Raw genomic sequence first — 23,686 nt, 5'->3', positions numbered from 1 at the left:
TAATAACATGTTCATATTAAAATAAAAAAACCATGGTACACAATTCATAATATTGTGCACCATGGGGGCTAATGTAAAGGGGGTCTATCTTTAATATTATCCAAATTTAATCATTATATACATACATTAATCAAAAATTCCTCTAAAAACAGAAAAATGCGCGACATTTCGTCCACGCATTTTTCCACTTAATCAAATACAAAATCAAAAGACAAGGGCTTTTTATAACTCAACATATCCCCTTCTTTCACTATCTTTTTAAAAGTTTACTACTTTTACAGGCTTTTCAAAAACACCTCTTTTTACTTCTGATGCTGTCATATGTTTTGCTTGAAACTTTTCTGCTATATAATTACAGGCATCCCACGGATTTACTTTATCACCACAAGTAAAAACGTCAACCGCAGCATACCCGAGCTCAGGCCATGTATGGACAGTTAAATGAGACTCAGAAATTACCACTACACCGCTAACACCTTGCGGGCTGAATTTGTGAAATGCCACTTCTCTAACTTCAGCACCTGCTTCAAGAGCAGCCTTGACCATAATGTCTTCAATCAAATCTCTGTCATTTAAAACAAAAGGATCGCAATCATAAATTTCCGCTAAGATGTGACGGCCCAATGCTTTCATTTTAGTATCACAGCCCCCTTTGTAATAAAATTAATCAATCACATTAAATTGTAGCAGATTATATCAGAATGTCAATAGATTTTCGTTAAAATTTGCGGTTTTTTAGTAAATACCCCTAAATTTCAGCCATTTATTCGTATTTCCACCAATATAAATTGGTCTTTCGCTTAATTCCTTTAAATTATTTGCTCCTGCCATAGCCAATGTTAATTTAAGCTCATAAATTATATCATCAATATATTTTAAAACCGATTTTTTACCATGTTTATAAAGTTTGTAAAGAATTGGTCCCGCAATTCCACAGGCTTTTGCTCCCAATGCGAGTGCCTTTGCCACATCAAGTCCGTCTTTTATGCCTCCGGAAGCTATCACATCCGCTTTTCCTTCAACCGCAGATAAAACTTCAATAAGACTAATAGCAGTAGGGATTCCCCATTTCGCAAATTTAAAAGTTCTTATATTTCGTCTCATGCCTTCAATTTTTATAAAATTCGTACCCCCATACCCTCCTATATCGATTATTTTAATGCCCAGGTTTACCAATTTTTTTGCTTCTTCCATTGCTATGCCAAACCCTACTTCTTTAACAATTACAGGAACATCTAAATTTGCCGCAATCTCTTGGATTTTTTGTAGTGTCCCTCGAAAATCTCTTCTCCCCTCTTTCATAAAAAGTTCCTGAGGCACATTAAGATGCAGTTGTAAAGCATTTGCCCCTATCATATCAACTGCTTTTTTAGCTTGCTCAATGGTGCAGTCGGTACCTAAATTTGCAAAAATAATACCTTCTTTATATATTTTTCTTACAACTTCAAAGCTTTGACGAGCATTTTTGTACTTAAAAGCAATTTTTTGTGAACCTACAGCTAAAGCTATGTTTTTTTCTTTAGCAACTTCTGCCAATGCTTTATTAATATAATAACTTTCTTCAAAACCCCCAGTCATTGCATTTATTATCAAGGGTATATCCAATTTTGTTGATAAGAGCGATGAACTAATATCTAAATTTTCAAAGGAAACTTCTGACAAACAATTATGAATAATAGTTATATCTTTAAAAACATCTCTTTTTATTTGATTTTCTAAAATAAGCGAATACAAAATATGCTCTTTTTTTCGTTTGATCCTTTTTCTAACGGACAATAGAATCTCTCCTTTAAAAAGGGAGGATATTTTAATAAATCCTCCCTTTTTGTGAAATTCATTTATTGGATAGACTTTTTAAGAAGGTCGCCAAAAATTTCCCCTATTGTAATTTTAAGGCCCTCTTCCTTTATCTCTTCTTTTACTTCTTCTACTTTTTTGGTGGCATTTTCTTCTAATGCTTCTTTAATACTTAGGCTTATCCTCTTATTTTTGGTATTTACTTCTAAAACTTTAACTTTTACCTTATCTCCTACTTTTAAAACCTCTTGTGGATTTTTAATTTTTTGGTTTGAGATTTGTGATAAATGAACTAAACCCTCAACCCCTGGCTCTAATTCTACAAAAGCACCAAACTTTGCAAGTTTCACCACTTTCCCCTCAAAAATCATGCCCTCTTTATATTTTTTATCAGCTTCAGCCCATGGGTCTTTTGCCAGCTGCTTTAATCCTAAGGAAACCTTACCTTTTTCTTTATCAACTTTTAGCACCTTGACCTTGACTTCCTGTCCAACAGTTAATATTTCTGAAGGATGACTTACTCTCTTAAAGGATAAATCGGAAATATGTATTAGCCCATCATATCCACCTATGTCAACAAAAGCACCAAAATCTGTCAATCTTTTTACAATACCTGTGACCACATCGCCTTCTTTTATTTTATTCCATATTTGATTTTTAGTCTTTTCCCTTTCTTCCTCCAAATATGCCTTGCGAGATAAAACAATTCTCTTTTTTTCTTTGTCAATTTCTATAATTTTAAAATTCAAAGTTTGCCCGATGTAACTTGAAAGATCCGATACGTATTTTATATCCATATGAGAAGCGGGAATAAATGCTCTAAGGTTAAATACCTCTGCCAGAGCACCACCCCTTACGATTTCTTCAACTGTAGCCTCTACTGTTTCTTTTTCATTAAATGCCTTTTCAATTTTTTCCCATCCAATAATAAAATCTGCTCTTTTCTTTGAAAGGACTAAGTTCCCTTCCTTATCTTCAGGATTTAACACAAACACCTTTATTTTGTCTCCTTCTTTTATAAATTCATGGGGAGAGCTAGCAGGCTTATAGGAAATTTCATTTAGAGGGATGATTCCGTCTTGCTTTGCTCCGATGTCAACAATAACCTCTTTTTCTGTTACCTTTACTACTGTTCCCTCTACTATTTGTCCCTTTTGGATATTTAATTGATTATTATTATTATTATTTTCATTTAGTTCTTTTGCAATTTCTTCCATTTTGTTTATTACCTCCTTTATAATCCAATCAGGTGTTGAAGCACCTGCTGTTATACCAACTTGGTCTTTATAGTTAAACCATTCTTTTTTTATTTCATCTGCCGTTTCAATGTGAAATACCTTTGCTCCTTCCCTTTCACAAATTAAAGCAAGCTTTTTCGTATTTGCGCTGTTTTTACCTCCAACTACAAGCATCACATTAACTTTTCCTGCAAGTTTTCTTGCTGCATCCTGCCTTTTTGTAGTAGCATCACAACGGGTATTGTAAAATTCTACAACCTCACCTTTTTGTTTTAAAATATCCATTATTTTGCTAACATTTTCCTGGGTTTGAGTAGTCTGAACAACTACTGCAGCTTTATCAAAATTATCCATTGCTTTTGCCTCATCTTTATTTTCCACTACAATGCATTTTCCTTTACAATAACCTTTTATTCCTATAACTTCAGGATGATTTTTTTCACCTATAATTATAAGCATAAGTCCTTTATCTGTTATTTCTTGTGCAAGCTTTTGAACCCTTTTTACGAAAGGGCATGTGGCATCTATTATATCTATTCCTTTTTCCTTTAACATTTCTATGACTTTAGGTTCCACCCCGTGGGTTCGTATAATCACTCTTTTTTTATTCATATTCTCTAATTCATCAATTTCAATTGGGATTATACCTTTTTTTGAGTAGTACTCTACTACTTGTGGGTTGTGAACTATAGGACCCAAAGTGTAGGCTTCTTCTCCCTTTTTTTCTATATCCTGTAAGATATTCATAGCTCTTCTTACACCATAACAAAAACCAGAATGTTCTGCTACAAAAATTTTCATATCTTTCACATCCCAATATATTAAAATTTTAAGACACCAAAAGCTCTTCAATTTTTTTGAAAAACTCTAAACTTAAGGCATTAATCTTTTCCGAACTATATCTTTCATTTCTGCTCTCAAAATTAATTGGGTCTCCAATTATAAGTTCAATTTTTGAAAAAAGTTTATAATCCCCTTTTATTGCTACTGGTACCAGTTTCACATTACCTGCTTTTACTGCAATAAGTGCTATTCCGGGTTCAGGATCTTTTAAAATCCCGTCTTTGCTCCTTGTACCTTCAGGGAAAATACCTAATACTTTCCCTTCATTTAACACCTGTAAGGCTTTTCTTATGGCCTTTCGGTCAGGAGCCCCACGGTTTACAGGAAAGGCATTTAAATTTTTTAAAATGAATGCAAAAAGAGGATTTTTAAAAAGCTCTACTTTGGCCATAAAATTTACGGTCCTATCCAGCATACATCCAATTAATATGGGGTCCCAAAAGCTTTTGTGGTTGGAATACATTATAACAGCCCCGTCTTGGGGGAATTTCTCTAACCCTTTAACATCAATTCTAAAAAAAATTAAAAGGACAATTTTACACAAAAATTTTGCCACACCGTAAAGCATTATTTAACCCCTTTTTTTATATATTCTAATATTTCCTTAACTACGGTTTCAATATCCTTACCGGTTGTATCGACTTCTACAGCATCTTCAGCTTTTTTAAAAGGCGAACATTCCCTTTCTGCATCAAGTTTATCCCTTTTTATGATTTCTTTCTTTATTTCTTCATAATCTTTAAAAATACCTTTTTTACAAAGTTCATTATACCTTCTTTTTGCTCTTTCCTCTACCTTTGCCGTTAAAAAAAACTTATAATCGGCATCAGGAAGAACTACGGTCCCCACGTCTCTTCCATCCATAACTACACCTTTTTTTTCAGCCATTTTCTTTTGAAGCACTACCAATTTTTCTCTAACCTCGGGAATACTTGCAACATAAGAAACGTTTTCATCAACAGCCGGTTTTCTTATTTCTTCTGAAACATCAGACCCGTCTAAATAAATTTTCCCTCCATCAAAATCAATTTGTGAATTTTCTGCCACGGATATAATATCTTCTTTAGTGAATTTTCCAAGTTTCAAAGCTTTTAAAGTAATTGCCCTGTACATAGCCCCGGTATCTATATAAATAAGAGAAAGTTTCTCAGCTAAAATCCTGGCAATTGTGCTTTTGCCAGACCCTGCAGGGCCATCAATTGCTATCTTTATATTTTTATCCAACAAATTCCCCCCTTATAAAAATTAAAAATTTAGGTCCGGCCTTAACCTTTTGGCTTCTCTTAGGTATATATGTTTTATTTCTTCAAGCTTTTTATCGGAATTGAAAACCATAAGTATTCGTATGCAACTTTTTAAAGCCCCTTTAACCTTCATCTGCGCAAAATCTAAAAGTGGAACATTTTCCATTCCAAGCTCTCTTGCCGCTTGCGCAGGAAATGCTGCATCTATATCCTCTGTCGCGCTAAACAGTATAAAACAAATATCATCAATAGCCACTTCATTTTCTTTTATCATCTCTTGCAGCAATTCCTTTGTTGCATTTATTACTTCTTCTTTTGTATTTGAATTAACTGTAATAGCCCCTCTAATACCTCTGACTTTCACCCTTTTCACCTAACCTTCCTCACCAGCACTTATACCTGCCAAATACCCTGTAGAAAAAGCAGCCTGCAGGTTAAATCCACCGGTATACCCATCAATGTCAATAACCTCTCCTGCAAAAAAAAGCCCTTTTATTAATTTTGATTCCATTGTTTTTGGGTTTATCTCTTTTACCGAAACACCGCCGCGGGTAACTATGGCTTCTTTCTCCCGGCAGCCTATTATAGTAACTTTAAAATCTGATAAAAGGTTTACTATCTTCATCCTCTCTTCCTTGGTCATTTGATTGACAGGCTTTTCCGGTGAAATACCTGAAAGGCTGACAAAAACCGGAATGAGCTTTTTAGGAAGAAGGTCGTCCAATGAATTTTTAAATAATTTTCTATTGTATTTTTCAAAATCCCTGATTACCCTTTCGTATAGTTTTTCCTTTGTTAAGGCAGGTTTTAAATTAATAGAAATAACTACTTCTTTTTTTTCTTTTAAATAATCCACAATTTCACGGCTAATAGTCAGTATTATAGGTCCTGAAACCCCGTAATGGGTAAATAGCATTTCGCCAAAATCTGAATTTATTTTTTCCCCATCAAAGTAGGATGTTACTTCTACATTTTTTAAACTTAAACCCTGTAGTTCTTTAACCCACTTTTCCTTTGCAATTAAGGGAACCAATGAGGGTTTTAAATCAATTATTGTATGTCCTAAGCTTTTAGCAATTTCATATCCATCTCCAGTAGAACCCGTTGAAGGATATGAAAGTCCTCCTGTTGCTATAATTACTGCATCACAAGGAAAATATTCCAAAGAATCATATAATTTTATACCTTTCACCTTATTATTATGAACTACTACTTCCTTTACCCTTGTTTTATACCTAATATTAACTTTTTTACTTATCAAAGCCTTTTGTAAAGCTAATACCACATCTTGAGATTTATCCGAAGCTGGGAAAACCCTTCCCCCCCTTTCCACCTTTGTTTTGACTCCCAGCCTTTCAAAAAAGTTAATTAGATCAATGTTGGAAAAGTGAGAAAGGGCGCTATATAAAAACTTTCCATTTCCCGGAATATTTTCGATTATCTCTCGTACATCTTTAATATTTGTTAAATTACATCGCCCTTTGCCGGAAATTAATATTTTTCTTCCTAAATTTTGATTTCTTTCAAACAAAGTTACTTCAGTATTACTATTTTTAGCAAAATAAGCTGCAATAAGTCCTGCAGCTCCTCCTCCGACAACAGCTATTGTTTTCATTTTGGTACCTACCTTAATTAAAAATTATTTCTTTAACCTCTTTGCAAAATAAATAAGCTGTGATCTAAACTCCTCTCCCATTTTGAAGAGAATTCTCTCTAAATCCTTATTTGTGATTATCATCTGCGGAGGTTCTATAATTTCTATTTTTCGAAATTCTTCTTTCATAATAAATTTGACCATGTCTTCTATGGAATCAGCTGTTATAGTTAGAATTGCCGGAGCATAAGCCACTTTTTCGCCTATCAAATCATCAAATATCACATAAGGCTCTGCAGAAATATCATAATCTTCCAAAGTTATCCCTTGCATCGGCATGTTTCTTAAAAGTGTCAACTGTTCTTCTCGCACCATTTGAGCTACCTGTTCTACAGGGCGACTTCCAAACAAAAATCTTCCCGGTTTATACTCGCCTCTGAAATCTAAGCGAACTTTGAACCTTATTTTACTCTGCACAACTTCATCCCCCAGCTTTATCTTTACCATAAAAACCTCCAACTTAAAAATATTCATATAGTTCCTCAACAGAGCTTATTACAATACTTTTTTCTTTAATTTTACAGTATAACTCCTCAGCTTTTCCGTTGGTATAATCCCTTTCACTTATGGGTGTTTCTTCTATCACAAAAACTTTTTTGTTTTTGTCAATTATTTCCTTTAAAAGCTGCAGGTTTTTCAAATTTCCATTACCGAAAGGAGTATTAACTAAAATAATTGCATCGGCTATTTCCATTAAACTTAAATTGACTTTTGCGCTTTGTTCAGAAATTGGTGAAAAGGGCAGTTCTTCAGCAACCTTGATATTTAACGCTTTTGCAACCTTCCAGTCACTGTCACCAATATTCAAAACACCGCAGGAAACTTCGTATCCCTTTTTTTCTAAAAACATTAATATATTTTCACCTGAACCCCCGCCACAAATTACGTGAACTTTATCTATAAATTTTTTTCTATTTAATTTCTCCCCAACTTTACCAAAGGTTATAAGCAAGGGAGCGCCTTTCTCTGTAAAGCCCGATACCAAAGATTCTACACCGAAAACCTCTCTTATATTTTCTGGTGTTATTACCTCCTTGGGGGTACCGAATTTAAAAATTCTTCCCTTTTTTAACATTAAAATTTTATCGCAAAAGGTTGATGCAATATTTATATCATGCAAAGTTGCAATTATTATTATGCCCTTATTTTTTGATACATCCTTTAATATCTCCATAATTTCCCATTTATATTTTATATCCAAGTGGGATATAGGCTCGTCCAGTAATAAAATCTTCGGCTGTTGGGTCAAAGCCCTGGCAATTAAAGCCCTCTGTCTTTCTCCACCGCTGAGTTGGGTAATAAAATTATGTTTTAGATTATAGACCCCAACTGCTTCCATAGATTTTTCAGCAATAAAGAAATCCTCTTCTTTTTCCTTTTCTAATGGTTTCAAATACGGAGTCCTTCCCATAAGCACAATTTCTTCAACCGTAAAGTCGTAACTGATTTGCGTATCTTGCGGCACAGTAGCAATAATCTGTGCAAGGGATTTTATTGAAAAGTTTTTTATATTTTCTTCATTTATAAAAATAGCGCCTTTTTTGGGAGAAAGCCAACGGTTCAGGTTCTTTAATAAGGTTGTTTTGCCTGAACCGTTAGGCCCTAATATGCCAATAAATTCTCCTGGATAGACTTGAAAATTTATTTCTTCTAGTATACTTTTATCTTCGTATTCAAAATATAAATCCTTTACTTTTAAACCTTCATTCATATTTTCACCTGCATTTAACACAAACAGATAAGTATCTCCCTTAAAATCTTTGCTGCAAGCAAAGATGTCCTTTCAGATATATCATTAATCGGTGATACCTCTACAAGGTCAATACCCACTATGTTTAATTTTTTAAAATAAGGGATTATATCAAAAAAATCCTTAGAGGTGCATCCTCCAGGTTCAGGAGTCCCCGTTCCTGGAGCATATGCAGGATCAAAGACATCAATGTCAATGGTAATGTAAAGAGGATAATTTTTAAATTCATCAAATTTTTTCATAAAACCTTCTTTTACTTCTGCAAAGCTTAAATACCCATGTTGGCTAATAAAATCAAATTCTTCTTTAACGCCGGATCTAATACCGAATTGATAAAGTCTTTTATCTTTTATATGCTCGCACGCTCTTCTTAAAACGGTTGCATGTGAAAGCTTTTCACCAAAAAATTCATCTCTTAAATCAGCATGAGCATCAAAATGCAGAACGGCAAGTTCCGGATTCTTTTCTGCTACTTTTTTAATTAAAGGATAGCTTATCAAATGTTCGCCCCCTAAAAATACCGGTATTTTGCCGTCTTCCAATATATTTTCAACGGATTTTTCTATTATTTTTAAGCTCTTTTCCACATTCCCAAAAGGTAAATCCAGATCTCCCGCATCATAAAAATTTTTATTATTTAAGTTGTCATCTAAATAAGGGCTGTAGTCCTCCAATCCATAGGATACTTCTCGTATTTTTTTAGGCCCCATTCGGGTGCCGGGCCTAAAACTTACTGTAAAGTCCATGGGTACACCCACGATTACAGCTTTGCTTTTTTCGTAATTATTTTTTGACCGTAAAAATCCATTGGTATTTAAATAAAGCTCTTTTTGGAGCAAAATACCCTCCCCTTTATTTAGAAATAATTTCTTTTACAAAGGCTGGCAGTACGAAGGCAGCTTTGTGAATTTCTGGGGTATAATACTTTGTCGAAAAATCAATCTTTTCAACTGTTCTTTCTAATGGATTTATCTTTTTAGAACCCATAGTAAACGTCCAAAGAGCTCCGGGATATGTAGGAATTGTCGCAATATAAACATTTGTATATTTAAAAATCGATGAAACATCAGTGTAAATCCTTTTTAATAAATCGCTGTAAAAGAAAGGTGATTCCGTTTGGGCAACAAAAATACCATCCTCTGTAAGAGCTTCATAGACATTTTTATAAAATTCTTTTGCAAAAAGGCCAACTGCAGGGCCTATTGGGTCTGTAGAGTCAATTATTATAACATCATAAAAGTTTTTCTTGTCTTTAATAAACGCTATGCCATCTTCGCAGAAAATTTTTGCACGCTCATCCTTAAAAGCTATACTGAGCTCGGGAAAATATTTTTTTGCCGCTTCAATTACTCCTTCGTCAATTTCAACAAGGTGAGCTTCTTCAACAGGATGTTTTAAAATTTCCCTTAAGGTTCCTCCATCTCCACCGCCTATAACCAACACTTTTTTCGCATTTCCGTGAGTAAATAGTGGAACATGAGACATCATTTCATGGTAAACAAATTCATCCTTAGTTGTAAGCTGGACTACATCGTCTAAAACCAATATCCTTCCGCAACCTTCACTGTCAAACACCGCAAGATCCTGAAATTTAGTTTTTTCACGGTGAAGCTGCATTTTTATCCTGTAGCTCATTTTTATATCTTTTGACTGGTATTCACTAAACCAAAATTCCAAATCCCTTCACTCCTTTTTATTTTGCTTCTTCTATATCGGAAAAATTATACCAAATATGGCGAAAATATTCAAATAGGTACTCTTATCACATTAACATAAAAGCTCATTTAACTATTTACACTTAATATTACTAAAAAACTCATTTATATCCAGTTTCATTGGTGTAGCATTTAAAGGGCAGCCTGAAAGCTGGTCGGTATTTGGGCATTTTTCTTGAATTTCTTCCCTTGACGTTTTTTTAAACCCTATTTTCTCAAAAAAGCCCATTGCTTTTTCCGTAAATAGGTAAATTGTTTTAACTCCCAGCCTATCAGCTAAATTAATTAGCGACCTAACAAGACCATCTCCTAACCCTTGGTTTCTAAACTCCGGCAGTACTGCTACCGAGCGCAAAACTGCGTATTCGCCGTAAATTTCAAGTCCTCCTGTACCAATCACTTTTTCATCTTCTTCAATAACCATAAAATTTGAAAACCATTTCTCCAAACCGCATCCGCAAAGGCTACAGGTTGTAACAATCTCTTTTATTCTATCAAAATCTTCCTTTTTCGCCCTTCTAAATATTACCATCAAGACCCCTCCTTACAGATTTTTCAAATATTCTATTTCTTTATTTGTTAAATGCCTCCACTCTCCTGCTTTTAAACCTTTTAGTGTTAACTCACCAATTTTTATTCTTTTTAATTCTATTACGGGATGTCCAACCTTTTCACACATCCTGCGGATCTGCCTTTTTTTTCCTTCATGTATTTTAACTTCTAAAATAGTAAAATCAATACCACTCTTTAAGATTCTTACTTTGGCAGGTGATGTTTTTCCCTCTTCTAATATTACACCCTTTTGCAAAACATTGACAGCTTTTTTTGAAACTTTTCCCTTTACTTTAACAATGTAGGTCTTTTCAATCCCATGCTTAGGATGGGTTAGTTTATAAGCAAGTTCTCCATCATTGGTCAACAATAATAACCCTTCAGTATCTTTGTCCAGCCTACCAACAGGAAAAACTCTTGTCTTCAAGCCTTTTACAAGGTCAAGAATAGTAGGACGACCGAAGGGGTCATAAAGAGTAGTTATATACCCCTTCGGTTTATTTAACATTATATAAACATAGGTATTTTTTAATTCGCAAACCTTTCCGTCAACTTCAACAGTGTCCTTCTCGGTATCAATTTTTATTCCGGGCTTTGTTACAGTAACACCATTTACCTTTACCCTTTTTTGTGAAATCAATTCTTCAGCAGCCCGCCTTGAAGCTACTCCCGCCATTGATAGGAATTTTTGCAGTCTTAGTTCCAATAAGCAACTCCCCTTATCTTTTATAATTTTTAAAAGCATTATAACACTTTTTTCTCAAAAAATCCGGTAAGGCCTTCTTTATGAATTCTTTCACTTATTTGTTTTTTATCTATGGTATAAAGACCCAATTGTTTCATCCGCTCAAAATAAATCGACCCCGCAAAGGTAAATCTCTTATATAATCCATCGGTTTTTTTTAATTCTTGGTTAACATAATAAACAATATCACCAATTGCAGTGCTCAAAGGCAATTGTATTAAATCTTTATTTGCTGCTTTCCTTACGGCATTATGGCCAGCTACCAGTCCTGTAACTATTGCTTCTGTGTGACCCACAAAGGGCCCTGATTTTTCACCAGCGCAAAACAGGTTCTCCACACCTACAACCTTCATAAAGTTATCTCTCGGAGCCATAGACATATATCTTATTGAATTTCCTCTGCTTGCGGCATAAGGCCCTTCATACATAACATTTTCCAATCCATCGATTTTTCTTAAATCTTCTAAATTAAAATAAGGAGACATTAATTTTACATGACCCGTATCCAAAAGTACTATATTTTCTGCGTATTCATTTAAAGCATATTGCTGACAGACCTTCATTGAAAGTTTTTCTCTATTGATTAATTCTTCAGGTAATTTAAGGACAATCACCCCTTCATCATCTAATTTTTTTCTCAAATCATCGCTTAAAGAATCCTTGTTAATCTCACATGAACCGCTCATAGCACCGTATAAATCTGGAGCTCTTTTTCCTACTAAATCATTAACCCCAGCTTTTTGACTTATGCTCACCCTTGGCCCAAAGGCCGGACATCTTTGGATACACATTCCGCATCCATTGCCGTATTTTAAACAGTTGCCCATAGGCCCTGAGGAACCTGTTGTCTCAATAAAGACATCACCTGATATTTTTTTCCCATCATCCAATATTATACCTTTAATAGTATTTTTTTTCATTTCCACATCTACTGCCCTTTTTATAAATTTTATCTCAACTCCTATTTCTTTTAAAAATCGCCTTATTTGGGGTTCTATTTTTGTAACATCATATAAAGTTGCATGTTTGTGTCCTGGGAAATCTATGTTTACATGTCTTGCTGTTTTATCAGCAATTTCAAAAAGCTCCCCACCTCCCATTTCAATTGCTTCCTCAGCAGCAGTAAATCTTCCGTTATTCCTCATAATTCCTCCTAATAGGCCGCACCCTAAAAGCATATCCGTTTTTTCGATAATTATAACCTCTGCACCGGCTTTTCTTGCTGCAACAGCAGCGCCGCATCCCGCCCATCCACCTCCAATTATCACAACCCTTATCATAATAATCCTTCCTCCAATATCTTTTTCCCTTCTAATTGCATCTTGCAAAGTCGAATTTTTTCACCATTCAAATTAACAGCGCAGCTGCCGCAGACACCTTCGCCGCAACAAATTTGAGCATTATTAGAAATGGCAAGTTCTGCTTTTAAATTATTCCTTTTGATAACATCATAAATAAAATTGTGTTGAAAATCCGCCCCAGCACTGTAAATCAAATCATAATTATCTTTTAAAATTATTTCTTCATAACACTCATCATTGACCTCTTTTACAGAAACACCTTCTTTAAAAAGAATTTCCTTAGCGATATTATATGATAAGCTGCCTGGATTAAGTACTGCTAAAATTTTGTTGTATCCTCTTTTTAATGATTTTGCAACCAAAATCAGCGATGCCTGACCAATTCCCCTCCCTATAAGCAAACAATTCCTATTAAAAGAGGATTTAATGTATTTAAGTCCAAAAATACCATTATAATAAGGCCCTCTTAAGACTATATTTTTATTTTCTTTAAACAAAGCTTTTGTTTTAGGCCCTAATAACTGGACTGCAAAAATCAGTAAATTATTCTCTTCGTCAAAATCCATTACGCATAAAGGAACCTCATAAAAATCAGGAGAATTTTGGGATTTTACAAAAACATATGTCCCCGCTTGACTGAAATAAATTGTATGAACATCCTTAGGAAGTTTTAAAGTAAAAATAAAAAGATTATCGGTGAAAATTTTCTTATCAACAATTTCTGCTTTTATCATTTTTCTAGAACTCGCTTTTTTCTTACCATTCCATAAAAACTCTTGAAAAATACAAATTCCCTGCCATCGGCAATCACAATTATTTTGTCCTCTTAAGATTGAACATATAACACAATCTCCTGTTTCGGCTAAATAGCAGGGACAATAATCTGAAGCCATATCAATACAAGAGTATTTCAAAATCATTAGCTCAGACCTCCTTGAAAATAAAAATGCTTTTTTTATTACCATATGTAGCAAAATTTAATTTTGTGATAATGCACAATAAAAAATCCCTTATAAGAAATTACCTTATAAGGGATTAATATTTAGACCTTTAAGCTTTTTATTAAATTTATCAATTTTTCAGGTCCATCTTTTTTTATATTAACTACAGGTAGATTTGTTTTCTTTATCATTTTATCTTTAAGCAAAGTTTCATCTATATATGCCTCTTTATAAATGTTTTCTATAGGGTTATATTGAGGATAATAAGGATTAACAGTAAAAGCAATAAGGGGAATTTTTTTAAGAATTTTAAAATTTATTCCGTGACTTTTACCTTTATTGATAATATCTGCAGTTTTTTCTGCAATCCCAGAAAGCAATAATTTGATAGGGTTTTTAAAAACAATTGTAGCAGAAAAATTCTTTTCAATGAGTCTTTCAATTAACACTCCTAATAAAGAATTTACAGAAAGGCCTGGCAAAAAAAGAAGATCGTTTTCATGAATTTCTTTTGTAATATCATCTAAATTTTCGCCATCCAATAAAGAATTAAAGGACATTTTTTTTAAACCCTTGTCCTTTATAATTGTTATTTGATTTATCCCTTTTAACAGATCTATTAAGCGAGATTCTGCTTTTTCTATGTTATTGAATATATAAGAAATGGCTCCTGCATTATCGCTTATTTTCTCAATATTAGGATCCATAGCAGCTCCCGTGGAAATAATAATAGCATCAGCTTTTTCCATTGGAGCAATACGATTTAGTGCACCGTCGATAAAAGTGTATGTTATATACATCTCAGAAAATACTTTTTTAATTTCCTCTATTTCTCTTCCCTTATTTGGCCCTGCAACAACAAAAAGCCCTTCCTTTTTTATTCTTACTACCTTTACCCTCCCTAAAGGGGTAAAAATATTTGTATCACAAATCTCTTCAAATTCCCCAGTGCTTTTGTTTAAGGCTTCTTTTGCTGTCGCTAAAACGACACCTTCTTTCAATTTGTACCTAGGCTTTAAAAGTCCTGTTATATTATCTATTTCTTCTCCGTCATAACCTATGCTCGTCAAAGCTATTTTGTCAGGATTTTCTCGGTATAATTCATCAATAACAGCTGATAATGTAGTAGTTTTCCCAGTATTTTTAGCAGTTCCAGCAACCCCTATAGTAATCACAATTTTTTATTCCTCCTCTTTTAAAAGCCACTTGTAACGATCACCAGGCTTATATATATATCCTCTTAACCTGACGCGTACACCGGTACCCTGAAATTGTATGAAAACCAAGTCTACATCTTTAAAACCCAATTCCTTCATTAATGTTAGCGCTGTTTTTTTCCCTTCTTCTTCATTTTCAGAAACAATAAAAGTTTCCAAATCAACAGCATCCACAACCTTTTCTATTGCTTTTGACATAGTAATCCTCCTTCTCATCAAAGATGAGTAGTATTTTTAAAAAAAAATTTAATTATTTTCTCCTTTCGAATTTTCTTGGCCTGAATAAATTATATCCCAATATTTTTCCACATCATGCATCAAATTCTCGATATGCTCAATCATTGCTGCCTCTGCTGCCTTTTCATCCCTCTTTTCAATTGCTTCATAAATTTTATTATGATCATAAAGCATTTTTCCCTTAACTTGTAACCTAATATACTCAAGAATTGGAGAAAGCTGTCCATATTGGCGTATGAGGTCTAACGCAGCATCCAAAACACGGTTTCTCGCAGCTTGAGCTACCAATTTATGGAATTTTACATCCTCTTCGGCTATTGAAACACCTTCTTCTACATGTCTCTGCTGAATTTCTAAAACTTCTTTCATTTCTTTAAGTTCCTTTAACGTGGCATTTTTTGCAGCGAGCTTTGCCATCTGGCTTTCTATTGCTTTTCTTGCCACAAGGATATCTAAAAGTTCTTGTCTTCCTGTAGCTTTAATTACTTTTTTTAACTCATTGCTGTAAGCATTTATTTTTTGTTCATTTTCTAATTCCTTTAGTTTCTGCATCCCAAAAGTTGTTAATATCCTGCCTTTAAAACCTATCTTTTCGGTATAGCCCTCTGTATCCAATTGCCTTAAAATCCTTCCGCAAGTAGCTTCACTCAATTCTATACCCTTTAATTTTAGGTTTTCCCTTACATATCCCGAACCTACGGGGCCAGTGCTTTCAGCAATCATTTTTAGAATAGAATAAATTATATCATCCTTTTTATGCGACATCCTACCTCTCCTTATTTTAATATACCTACATAAATTTATTTACTCTATAAAATCTATTCTATAAAATCTATAAAAATCCTCTTTTCTATCTAAATTTTTAAAATCTCGCCCATTCAAACATCAATTCCCTTAAAATATCAAATAAACTTTTCCTTCGTACATCATAGGCAGCTTGAAGCTTAACCTTGTATGATAACTCCCCATTTATAAAAACACAAAGCTCTCCCACGTCCTGACCTTTTCTTATAGGTGCTTTTATTTCATCCGGGACAAAACTTTTAATCTCTATTTTTTCATCCTCATCAACAAGGGCAATTATTTTTTCTGATGCTATCAAATCAAGGTTATCTCGTATTCCGGATTTTACTCTAACGGTCGTATATACCTTGTTTTCTTCTACTAATTCTTTAGGGCGATAATTTTTTAATCCGTAATTTATTAATCTCAGTGACTCTTTAAAATGATTTTGTGAATCGAGGATTACAGATATAATGCTCACCTCTTTTAAAGTTGCAGATGCAACAAGGCATTTTCCTGCTTTTCCCGTATATCCCGTCTTTACACCATTTACATAATCAACGATCCTCAAAAGTTTGTTGGTATTGTTTATTCTCCTCCTAAAGTCTCCTTCAACTATTTCTGTCTCTTTTGTACTCACGATTTCACAAAATACCGGATTATTAAGGGCATATCTTGTAATAATAGCTAAATCTTTTGCCGTCGTATAATGCTCCGGATCGTCAAGCCCGTGGGGATTTGCAAAATGAGTATTGTATGCACCAATTTCTGCTGCTTTACTGTTCATAATACTAACGAAATTTTCTACACTGCCACCAATATGTTCTGCAATTGCTATAGCAGCATCATTGCCGGAACATAATAAAAGTCCGTATAACAAACTTTTTAACGAAATCTTATGGCCCTCTTTTAGATAAAATTTTGATCCGCCTATTCTTGTTGCCCTTTTGCTTACTAAGACCATATCGTCTAAATTGCCCTTTTCGAGGGCAATGATTGCTGTCATTATTTTGGTTGTGCTCGCCATTGGAAGTTTTAAGTCCTGATTTTTACTATAAAGAATTCTTCCAGAATTCCTATCCATTAAGACAAATGCCTTTGCATTGATGTAAGGTTTTTCAGTATCTGCTAAAATTAGAGGTTGAAGCTGAAAAATAAATATTACTGTTATTAAAAAAAACAAAAAAATTTTTCTATATATATGTTTTATGTGAAATTTGCGCATTTAAAATCCCTCCATAAATTTATTCTGGGTAAGTAAATATTAAAAAATTCTGTTAAAATATGGAGGGATTTATAAAAATTTTATTTTAAAAATTGAATATTATTTATCTTCGTAAATAATATGACAGCCAAATTCCTTTGCAATTTTTTCTGCTTCCTTTATATCCTCTTCGCAACCTATGGACCATCCACCCTTTAATTCACCATCTACATATATCTCAACTCTATCCTTTTTAAAGATCATTGATCTCCCTTGCCTCTTTTTCATCTGAACAACTTGTCTTTTAACTGCTTCTTCAGGGTCTATATCCATTACTTTGAGCGCTATAAATAAGCAAGATAAGGCATCTTCCAATTCCCTTTTTGCTTTGGAAACTTCACCCCTCATTAAGGCCTTCAATGACTCAGCTACTTCTTCATTAAGATGGCTTATTGCTTCCTTTGGATCCTGAGTTTCATATTTCCTGTTTTCCCAAATAAATTCAACTGCTTTTTTTAGCTCCATCACAACCACCCTTTAAATCTAATTTTGCCAATTTCTACCTATTTAAGTACTTTTTCAAAAATAATATTACCAAATGAAAAAAACCCAGTCTATATAGGCTGGGCTGTCTTTTCTTCAGATTTCTTAAAGATAGCCTTAATTTGTTCTAAAATTTGTGGTGAAATATCAATTATTCTTTCCCACATAGCGTTTTGATATACAGGAAGAAGTTTTATCTGTCCTCCTCCAACTATTAAAAATGCTATAGGTTGAAGACTTATTCCAGCTCCCGTCCCACCACCAAAAGGCAGTGGTTTTTCTTCCTTTTTTTCCTTATCCTGCCCATTCTTTACTATTGCAAATTCACTTCCACCGGCCGCAAAACCGAAAGAAACCTTTGAAACAGGTATGATTACATTCCCATCCATGCTTTCTACAGGGTCCCCTACTATTGTATTTACATCTATCATCTCTTTTAAACTTTCCATAACAGTCTTCATCAAACTTTCAATAGGATGACCTTCCATAGTTTTTCGCCTCTCTTCTTTTTCCAAAAGTATTGGACAAAAAATAATATACTGCAGCAATTATAATATTGCCTACCTTTACGGATATTATACTTTCAAATATTACCTCAGTTTGATTTTTCAAGAAATCCGGTTCTATGTATACTTTAGAATTTTTTTTATTTATGCAAAGGTAATTATCTAAAAAAGAATAAATAAAAAATAACACTCCCCACAACACTCCCACTATCTCAGCAAGGATAGCAGGATTATCAAAACCTATTTTACAGTAAAAATTTAATTTTTTTATATTTATATATTTTAGCATTTTACCAAAGAAATATATTAATTCCTTATCCAACCACTTTTTATTTTTCTTAGCCTTTCTTTTCTTTTTAGACAATTTCTTTGTGCGAGTTTGCGCAGAAAACTCCAAAAAAGGAAAAAACATTTTTATATTTATCTTTCTAATTATTGGTTCAAACTTAAAAGAAAAAAACCCGGAAAAATTCACAAAGACTTTTATATCTTTTGGTTTTTCATATTGAATAGAAATATAGATGTTTATAGGCAAAATAAAAAAAAATACAAAAAAGATTATAAAAATAAAGAGCAATATTATTGCCACTTATAATCCCCTTAATTAGTTTCTGCAATCCTTAGGCTTTCATATTCATTTTTTAATTCATCTATTGATTCTAAACCGAAATATTCAAGACAATAGTCGGTAATACCGTAAAGTATTGGTTTGCCCGGTGCATCCATTCGGGCAATTTCTCTTACAAGACCTTTTTCAATCAAGCTGCTTAGAGTTTTTTCTACATTTACTCCCCTAATCATCTCAATTTCAGTTTTTGTAATAGGCTGTTTAAACATAATTATAGCAAGGGTTTCTAAAGCTGCTCTTTTCAGCTTGACCTTCATTTTGGGCTTAAATATTTTTTCAAGATAGGGGAAAATTTCCGGTTTTGTTGTTAGTCGAAGCCTGTTCCCTATCACTGAAATTGTTATACCCCTATGCCTCTTCTTATACTCCAATTTCAAACTTTCTACTGCTTCAAAAATATCTTCTTTTTTAATTCCCAAGGAATTCGAAATTTCTTCAACAGAAATGGGTTCACCTGAAGAAAAAACAATAGCTTCTAAAATCCCCATTAAGAGCTCTTTGTCCATAAATTTTCTCTCCCTAATTTTAATAAGATTAAAATTTCATCAAAAGGATTTTCCTGAATTATATCTACTTTCCCTAATTTAAATAATTCTAAAAGTGCAAGAAAAGTAACAATCACTTCTATTCTGGAACAGCTTTTATTAAATAGGTCAGTAAATTTAACATTTTTCTTTTTTAATAACTCTTTATAAACCTGTTTTATTTTTTCTTTTAGCGGAACACTATCTTTCAAATTCACTTTTACCTCAAGACTTTTTTTGTTTTTACTTTCTCTTAAGATTGAAAGATATATTTTTACTATATCCCTGACCGAAATTTTTGGGAGGATAATTTCATCCTCCCAAAAAGTACTAAAATCTTCCGGTTCCTTTTTCATTAAGAGCATTTCTTTTTCTTCTTTTTCCCTCAAGAGAATGGCAATTTCTTTATACTTTTTATATTCTATAAGCTTTTCAACCAGCTCTGCCCTCGGATCCTCATCAAAAGCAGTAGAAATTTCCATTTGCGCTTCGTCGTTTTTCTTCGCCTGCGGCAATAACATCTTAGATTTTATGCTTAAAAGCGTTGATGCTATAAGCAAGAACTGACTTGCAGTATCAATATCCAAATTCTCTAAATCTTCAAGGCAAGAAAGATACTGTTCGGTTATTTCTGATATAGGAATATTGTAGACATTTATTTTATTTCTTTCAATCAAATGTAAAAGTAGATCTAACGGGCCTTCAAAAGCCTCTAATTTTACATTTATCAAAGTTTTCACCTTCGTTTATTAAATCTTCATTGCCTCTCTAACTTCTTCAAGAGTCTTTGAAGCTACATCTCTTGCTTTTTTTGCACCCAAATCCAAAATGTCCTTAATTAAATTAGGGTCCTTCTCGTAAATCTTTCTCCTCTCATGAATAGGCTCCATATATTTAATCAAAAGGTCTGCCAAATTTTTTTTGCATTCTACACACCCGATAAGAGCTTTTTTGCAGGATTCCCCTAATTCATTCACTTTATCTTTTTCACCAAAAACTTTATTAAAAGCATATACAGTACACACTTCAGGATGCCCGGAATCAGATTTTTTGATCCTTTTTGGATCTGTTACCATCATCATTACCTTTTTCCTAATTTCTTCAGGAGAAGCTGAAATAGCAATATAATTATCGTAGCTTTTGCTCATTTTTCTTCCATCAATACCCGGAAGTATTTTAGCCTCTGTGTACAATGCTTCTGGCTCCGGAAAAACAGGTTTATAAAGATAATTAAACCTACGAACTATTTCACGAGCTAACTCCAAGTGAGGAGCCTGATCTTCTCCTACAGGGACCCTATCGGCTTTATAAGCTAAAATATCTGCTGTCATTAATACGGGATATCCCAAGAACCCATAAGTGTTAATTTCCCTTCCTTCTAACTGGCGGAGTTGTTCTTTATATGTAGGGCACCTTTCAAGCCAAGATAAAGGAGTTATCATTGATAGAAGAAGATGCAATTCCGCATGTTCCTTTACCTGAGACTGCACAAATATATTGCATTTTTCGGGATTTAATCCAACGCTTAGCCAATCTATAACCATTTCGTTAATATATTCTTTCAATTCTGAAGTATCCGCATAGCCTGTTGTAAGGGCATGCCAATCAACAACAGAATAAAAGCACTCATATTCATCCTGAAGTTTTACCCAGTTCATCAAAGCCCCCATCATATTCCCAAGATGAAGCTTTGCGGTTGGCCTCATTCCGCTCATGATTCTGTGTTCTTTTGACATAGCTTTCACTCCTTTTAAAGAATAATTGCAGATTAAACAATAAGATCAGTTAAAACGAATAATATTCTATAAACAATAGAAATTAAAGGGTGCAAAATTACATCAATAATGTTTAAATAAACAAGAAGTATCAGAATTAAAGGCCCAAATTGCTCCAATTTATAAAACATCTCATTATTCGTTCCCGGTAGGATCCCCATCAATATTTTTGAGCCATCTAATGGTGGAATCGGAATTAAATTAAATACCGATAAAATTAGATTGTAGGAAAATAAAACATATAAAAAACTTTCGATGTAACCTTTTGCTAAGCCCAACTTTAATATAAATAGGCTCATAAAAGCTAAAACAAAATTTGCTAAAGGTCCTGCCAAAGCAACGGATATTAAACCTAATTTTTTATTTTTGTAATAAAGAGGATTAACCGGAACAGGCTTTGCCCACCCAAATCGGAAAAGCCACAACATCAAAAGTCCAACTGGATCAAGATGAGCTAAAGGATTCAATGTGAGACGTCCGCTCCATCGTGGAGTAGGATCTCCCAATAAATGAGAAGTTTTAGCATGAGCATATTCATGAAAAGTGATTGCAACCAATAGTGCAGGAATCCTTAAAAGCATTTCAGGTCCGAAAAATTGTGGCATTTGTAACATCCTCTCTTTTTATAAATTATTATATATAGCATTATACCATATTTTAATAAAAATAAAAAAGTGCGCTCTTTGCGCACCTTTATATAGACTGTTCAAAAAAGGAAACAGTTTTTGTATTATCTTCAAAAATTTCATTTCGAATAAGGTCCTCATAAGTTTCCCTTTTTACGATCAACCTCGCCTTTTTATCCTTAATAAAAACCACTGCCGGTCGAGGAAGCATATTATAATTGCTGGACATTGAATAGTGGTACGCACCGGTGGAAAATACTGCAAGTATATCTCCAGGCTCAACCCTTGGAAGTTCAATATCCCAAATCAACATATCTCCAGACTCACAACACTTTCCAGCAATAGAAACAACTTCTTCAGCCTGTTTTGAAGCTTTATTTGCAATAACAGCCTCATATTTTGCATTATAAAGAGCCGGCCTAATGTTATCGCTCATACCTCCATCCACGCTTACATACTTTCTAACACCGGGAATATTCTTTATAGCGCCAACAGTATACAAAGTAACGCCTGCAGGACCTACGATTGCCCGTCCAGGTTCAATTAAGACCTTAGGTAGATTTAAACCGTATTCTTCAGCTTTTTCTTTTACAGAATGAGTTAAAGCTTTAAGATATTCCCTTATTGGCAAGGGATTATCATTTTTTGTATATCTAATGCCAAACCCTCCGCCAAAATCCAATTCTTCAATTTCATAATTAAATTCATTCTTTATAACTTTTAAAAGTTCCATCATGATATATCCGGCATCTTTGAAAGGCTCTGTATCGAAAATTTGTGACCCTATATGGCAGTGAAGCCCTACTAAATTTAAGGTTTTCATTTTAATAGCAGTTTTAACAGCCATTAACGCATGTCCATTTTCAAGCCCGAAACCAAATTTTGAATCTATTTGTCCGGTTTTAATGTAATCGTGAGTGTGAGCTTCTATACCAGGTGTTATCCTGAGTAAAATGTCAACCGTTTTCCTTGCTTTTTTACAAATATCATTTATTAATTCGATTTCATAAAAATTATCAACTACGATTCTACCAACACCATACTGAATCGCCATTTTCAATTCCTGGTAAGATTTGTTGTTTCCGTGAAAGTATATCCTATTTGCAGGAAAATTAGCTTTTATTGCTGTATAAAGTTCTCCTCCTGAAACTACATCAAGGAAAAGTCCTTCTTCTTTTATAATCTTTGCCATATTCATTGTCATAAAAGCTTTTCCAGCATAGATTACCCCGCTTGATTCGTATAGATTAGATAACTCATTTTTAAACCTTCTGCAATTTTCCCTTATTAATCCTTCATCAAATACATATAGCGGAGTACCAAAATTTTTTGCAAGCTCTACTGCATCAAGACCTGCAATTTCCAAATGCCCTTTTTCATTTACCGAAAGATTTTCATAAAGCATATTATCCTCCCCTTTTTTATTTTTTTGTTTTTTCGGGGAGATATTTGCCAATTTAATAAAAAAAGACACCCGGTAGTATTTGCCGGCTGTCTTTTTTCATCAAAAGCAAGGCAAATACCCCACTCTCCCCGAATTTGAAGTAGCGCTCCACCAAAAAATTGGGGGTTTTTTGGTGACAGTCCTATACCTCTTCGGTATAGGCCCAGCACAACCTACCGGAAAATAGGCTGCACTTCGGCGGTAGCCCCTTTCCTTTAGCTTCACCGGTTTTCCGCACCTCCACCAAAGTACTCTTGACTTACCGCGCCTCTACCCCAACTCATTTCGAGATGAGGTATTGATATTTAGTTTTTTATATATTAACACAATAAATTAATAGATGTCAATACCATTTTTATAGTTGATGTTGTATTTCTGTGATAATGTCATATTAAAATTTCTCAGTGAAAATGTCACTT

General features: G+C 33.7%; 27 protein-coding genes and 1 riboswitch. All 27 genes read right to left on the bottom strand.

Annotated features, from left to right (window positions below; genetic code table 11):
- Positions 1-258: 258 nt before the first annotated feature.
- A complete protein-coding gene (speD, locus tag ACPLVF_RS01440; RefSeq protein WP_424906047.1) occupies positions 259-633 on the bottom strand; it encodes an adenosylmethionine decarboxylase in 375 nt (124 codons plus the stop codon).
- Between the two features lie 102 nt (positions 634-735).
- Positions 736-1,776, bottom strand: a complete 1,041-nt coding sequence (gene fni / locus ACPLVF_RS01435) for a type 2 isopentenyl-diphosphate Delta-isomerase (RefSeq protein ID WP_424906046.1) — start codon at positions 1,774-1,776, stop codon at positions 736-738.
- A gap of 62 nt (positions 1,777-1,838) precedes the next feature.
- On the bottom strand, positions 1,839-3,836 hold the full coding sequence (locus tag ACPLVF_RS01430) for a bifunctional 4-hydroxy-3-methylbut-2-enyl diphosphate reductase/30S ribosomal protein S1 (RefSeq protein ID WP_424906045.1): 1,998 nt from the start codon (positions 3,834-3,836) through the stop codon (positions 1,839-1,841).
- Positions 3,837-3,864: 28 nt separating this feature from the next.
- Positions 3,865-4,446, bottom strand: a complete 582-nt coding sequence (locus ACPLVF_RS01425; RefSeq protein ID WP_424906044.1) for a lysophospholipid acyltransferase family protein — start codon at positions 4,444-4,446, stop codon at positions 3,865-3,867.
- Positions 4,446-5,105, bottom strand: a complete 660-nt coding sequence (gene cmk, locus ACPLVF_RS01420; RefSeq protein WP_424906043.1) for a (d)CMP kinase — start codon at positions 5,103-5,105, stop codon at positions 4,446-4,448. The genes ACPLVF_RS01425 and cmk overlap by 1 nt, the downstream gene beginning before the upstream one ends.
- A gap of 18 nt (positions 5,106-5,123) precedes the next feature.
- The gene (gene aroH / locus ACPLVF_RS01415; RefSeq protein ID WP_424906129.1) at positions 5,124-5,486 is read right to left on the bottom strand and encodes a chorismate mutase; all 363 of its coding nucleotides are present in this window, start codon (positions 5,484-5,486) and stop codon (positions 5,124-5,126) included.
- A 9-nt stretch (positions 5,487-5,495) separates the two neighbouring features.
- Complete coding sequence (locus ACPLVF_RS01410; protein ID WP_424906042.1) at positions 5,496-6,737, bottom strand: NAD(P)/FAD-dependent oxidoreductase; 1,242 nt, start codon at positions 6,735-6,737, stop codon at positions 5,496-5,498.
- A 24-nt stretch (positions 6,738-6,761) separates the two neighbouring features.
- Positions 6,762-7,223, bottom strand: coding sequence for a hypothetical protein (locus tag ACPLVF_RS01405; protein ID WP_424906041.1), 462 nt, complete (start codon positions 7,221-7,223; stop codon positions 6,762-6,764).
- A 13-nt stretch (positions 7,224-7,236) separates the two neighbouring features.
- Positions 7,237-8,487 (bottom strand): ABC transporter ATP-binding protein, encoded by a 1,251-nt coding sequence (locus ACPLVF_RS01400; RefSeq protein WP_424906040.1) that lies wholly within the window; start codon positions 8,485-8,487, stop codon positions 7,237-7,239.
- Between the two features lie 14 nt (positions 8,488-8,501).
- Positions 8,502-9,365 (bottom strand): agmatinase, encoded by an 864-nt coding sequence (gene speB / locus ACPLVF_RS01395; RefSeq protein WP_424906039.1) that lies wholly within the window; start codon positions 9,363-9,365, stop codon positions 8,502-8,504.
- 13 nt (positions 9,366-9,378) lie between these two features.
- Positions 9,379-10,203: a polyamine aminopropyltransferase gene (gene speE / locus ACPLVF_RS01390; protein ID WP_424906038.1), complete on the bottom strand. Its 825-nt coding sequence runs from the start codon at positions 10,201-10,203 to the stop codon at positions 9,379-9,381.
- Positions 10,204-10,314: 111 nt separating this feature from the next.
- Positions 10,315-10,773, bottom strand: coding sequence for a GNAT family N-acetyltransferase (locus ACPLVF_RS01385; protein WP_424906037.1), 459 nt, complete (start codon positions 10,771-10,773; stop codon positions 10,315-10,317).
- A gap of 12 nt (positions 10,774-10,785) precedes the next feature.
- On the bottom strand, positions 10,786-11,538 hold the full coding sequence (locus ACPLVF_RS01380) for a pseudouridine synthase (RefSeq protein WP_424906036.1): 753 nt from the start codon (positions 11,536-11,538) through the stop codon (positions 10,786-10,788).
- Positions 11,538-12,818 carry an FAD-dependent oxidoreductase gene (locus ACPLVF_RS01375; protein WP_424906035.1) on the bottom strand — a complete coding sequence of 427 codons (1,281 nt, stop codon included), beginning with the start codon at positions 12,816-12,818 and terminating at the stop codon, positions 11,538-11,540. The genes ACPLVF_RS01380 and ACPLVF_RS01375 overlap by 1 nt, the downstream gene beginning before the upstream one ends.
- A complete protein-coding gene (locus ACPLVF_RS01370) occupies positions 12,815-13,759 on the bottom strand; it encodes a sulfide/dihydroorotate dehydrogenase-like FAD/NAD-binding protein (protein ID WP_424906034.1) in 945 nt (314 codons plus the stop codon). The genes ACPLVF_RS01375 and ACPLVF_RS01370 overlap by 4 nt, the downstream gene beginning before the upstream one ends.
- A 122-nt stretch (positions 13,760-13,881) precedes the next feature.
- The gene (locus tag ACPLVF_RS01365; RefSeq protein WP_424906033.1) at positions 13,882-14,955 is read right to left on the bottom strand and encodes a hypothetical protein; all 1,074 of its coding nucleotides are present in this window, start codon (positions 14,953-14,955) and stop codon (positions 13,882-13,884) included.
- Positions 14,956-14,961: 6 nt separating this feature from the next.
- Positions 14,962-15,195 (bottom strand): hypothetical protein, encoded by a 234-nt coding sequence (locus ACPLVF_RS01360; protein ID WP_424906032.1) that lies wholly within the window; start codon positions 15,193-15,195, stop codon positions 14,962-14,964.
- 48 nt (positions 15,196-15,243) lie between these two features.
- Positions 15,244-15,999, bottom strand: a complete 756-nt coding sequence (locus tag ACPLVF_RS01355) for an FCD domain-containing protein (RefSeq protein ID WP_424906031.1) — start codon at positions 15,997-15,999, stop codon at positions 15,244-15,246.
- A 97-nt stretch (positions 16,000-16,096) separates the two neighbouring features.
- On the bottom strand, positions 16,097-17,242 hold the full coding sequence (locus ACPLVF_RS01350; RefSeq protein WP_424906030.1) for a D-alanyl-D-alanine carboxypeptidase family protein: 1,146 nt from the start codon (positions 17,240-17,242) through the stop codon (positions 16,097-16,099).
- A gap of 99 nt (positions 17,243-17,341) precedes the next feature.
- Positions 17,342-17,746, bottom strand: a complete 405-nt coding sequence (locus tag ACPLVF_RS01345) for a MazG nucleotide pyrophosphohydrolase domain-containing protein (protein ID WP_424906029.1) — start codon at positions 17,744-17,746, stop codon at positions 17,342-17,344.
- 89 nt (positions 17,747-17,835) lie between these two features.
- Positions 17,836-18,252 (bottom strand): GerW family sporulation protein, encoded by a 417-nt coding sequence (gene ytfJ / locus ACPLVF_RS01340; protein ID WP_424906028.1) that lies wholly within the window; start codon positions 18,250-18,252, stop codon positions 17,836-17,838.
- Complete coding sequence (locus tag ACPLVF_RS01335; RefSeq protein WP_424906027.1) at positions 18,233-18,859, bottom strand: DUF2953 domain-containing protein; 627 nt, start codon at positions 18,857-18,859, stop codon at positions 18,233-18,235. Before ACPLVF_RS01335 ends, ytfJ begins: the two co-directional genes overlap by 20 nt.
- 11 nt (positions 18,860-18,870) lie before the next feature.
- Entirely contained in the window at positions 18,871-19,404 is a 534-nt protein-coding gene (gene scpB / locus ACPLVF_RS01330; RefSeq protein WP_424906026.1) for an SMC-Scp complex subunit ScpB, read from the bottom strand.
- Positions 19,386-20,153, bottom strand: coding sequence for a segregation and condensation protein A (locus ACPLVF_RS01325; protein ID WP_424906025.1), 768 nt, complete (start codon positions 20,151-20,153; stop codon positions 19,386-19,388). Before ACPLVF_RS01325 ends, scpB begins: the two co-directional genes overlap by 19 nt.
- Positions 20,154-20,171: 18 nt before the next feature.
- Complete coding sequence (trpS, locus tag ACPLVF_RS01320; RefSeq protein ID WP_424906024.1) at positions 20,172-21,158, bottom strand: tryptophan--tRNA ligase; 987 nt, start codon at positions 21,156-21,158, stop codon at positions 20,172-20,174.
- 32 nt (positions 21,159-21,190) lie between these two features.
- Positions 21,191-21,802: a site-2 protease family protein gene (locus ACPLVF_RS01315; RefSeq protein WP_424906023.1), complete on the bottom strand. Its 612-nt coding sequence runs from the start codon at positions 21,800-21,802 to the stop codon at positions 21,191-21,193.
- Positions 21,803-21,890: 88 nt separating this feature from the next.
- Complete coding sequence (gene lysA, locus ACPLVF_RS01310) at positions 21,891-23,228, bottom strand: diaminopimelate decarboxylase (protein ID WP_424906022.1); 1,338 nt, start codon at positions 23,226-23,228, stop codon at positions 21,891-21,893.
- A gap of 132 nt (positions 23,229-23,360) precedes the next feature.
- Positions 23,361-23,548: riboswitch (Lysine riboswitch) on the bottom strand.
- Between the last annotated feature and the right edge of the window lie 138 nt (positions 23,549-23,686).

It is taken from the genome of Thermovenabulum sp. (assembly GCF_049701175.1).
GTDB lineage: Bacteria > Bacillota > Thermosediminibacteria > Thermosediminibacterales > Thermosediminibacteraceae > Thermovenabulum.
The sequence above is the reverse complement of the archived record's forward strand: the minus strand, read 5'-3'. Positions and strand labels throughout refer to the sequence as shown.

Excerpts from the sequence above, each read along its gene's own strand:
- ACPLVF_RS01375 (WP_424906035.1), bottom strand. The coding sequence starts at position 12,818 with ATGATAAGGGTTGTGATAATTGGAGGTGGATGGGCGGGATGCGGCGCT.
- ACPLVF_RS01430 (WP_424906045.1), bottom strand. The coding sequence starts at position 3,836 with ATGAAAATTTTTGTAGCAGAACATTCTGGTTTTTGTTATGGTGTAAGA.
- ACPLVF_RS01345 (WP_424906029.1), bottom strand. The coding sequence starts at position 17,746 with ATGGAGCTAAAAAAAGCAGTTGAATTTATTTGGGAAAACAGGAAATAT.
- lysA (WP_424906022.1), bottom strand. The coding sequence starts at position 23,228 with ATGCTTTATGAAAATCTTTCGGTAAATGAAAAAGGGCATTTGGAAATT.
- ACPLVF_RS01380 (WP_424906036.1), bottom strand. The coding sequence starts at position 11,538 with ATGCTTTTAAAAATTATAAAAGATAAGGGGAGTTGCTTATTGGAACTA.
- ACPLVF_RS01370 (WP_424906034.1), bottom strand. The coding sequence starts at position 13,759 with ATGATTTTGAAATACTCTTGTATTGATATGGCTTCAGATTATTGTCCC.
- ACPLVF_RS01385 (WP_424906037.1), bottom strand. The coding sequence starts at position 10,773 with ATGGTAATATTTAGAAGGGCGAAAAAGGAAGATTTTGATAGAATAAAA.
- ACPLVF_RS01400 (WP_424906040.1), bottom strand. The coding sequence starts at position 8,487 with ATGAATGAAGGTTTAAAAGTAAAGGATTTATATTTTGAATACGAAGAT.
- ACPLVF_RS01315 (WP_424906023.1), bottom strand. The coding sequence starts at position 21,802 with ATGCCACAATTTTTCGGACCTGAAATGCTTTTAAGGATTCCTGCACTA.
- scpB (WP_424906026.1), bottom strand. The coding sequence starts at position 19,404 with ATGGACAAAGAGCTCTTAATGGGGATTTTAGAAGCTATTGTTTTTTCT.
- ACPLVF_RS01350 (WP_424906030.1), bottom strand. The coding sequence starts at position 17,242 with ATGCGCAAATTTCACATAAAACATATATATAGAAAAATTTTTTTGTTT.
- ACPLVF_RS01355 (WP_424906031.1), bottom strand. The coding sequence starts at position 15,999 with ATGTCGCATAAAAAGGATGATATAATTTATTCTATTCTAAAAATGATT.
- ACPLVF_RS01405 (WP_424906041.1), bottom strand. The coding sequence starts at position 7,223 with ATGGTAAAGATAAAGCTGGGGGATGAAGTTGTGCAGAGTAAAATAAGG.
- ytfJ (WP_424906028.1), bottom strand. The coding sequence starts at position 18,252 with ATGGAAGGTCATCCTATTGAAAGTTTGATGAAGACTGTTATGGAAAGT.
- trpS (WP_424906024.1), bottom strand. The coding sequence starts at position 21,158 with ATGTCAAAAGAACACAGAATCATGAGCGGAATGAGGCCAACCGCAAAG.
- speD (WP_424906047.1), bottom strand. The coding sequence starts at position 633 with ATGAAAGCATTGGGCCGTCACATCTTAGCGGAAATTTATGATTGCGAT.
- ACPLVF_RS01410 (WP_424906042.1), bottom strand. The coding sequence starts at position 6,737 with ATGAAAACAATAGCTGTTGTCGGAGGAGGAGCTGCAGGACTTATTGCA.
- ACPLVF_RS01425 (WP_424906044.1), bottom strand. The coding sequence starts at position 4,446 with ATGCTTTACGGTGTGGCAAAATTTTTGTGTAAAATTGTCCTTTTAATT.
- ACPLVF_RS01360 (WP_424906032.1), bottom strand. The coding sequence starts at position 15,195 with ATGTCAAAAGCAATAGAAAAGGTTGTGGATGCTGTTGATTTGGAAACT.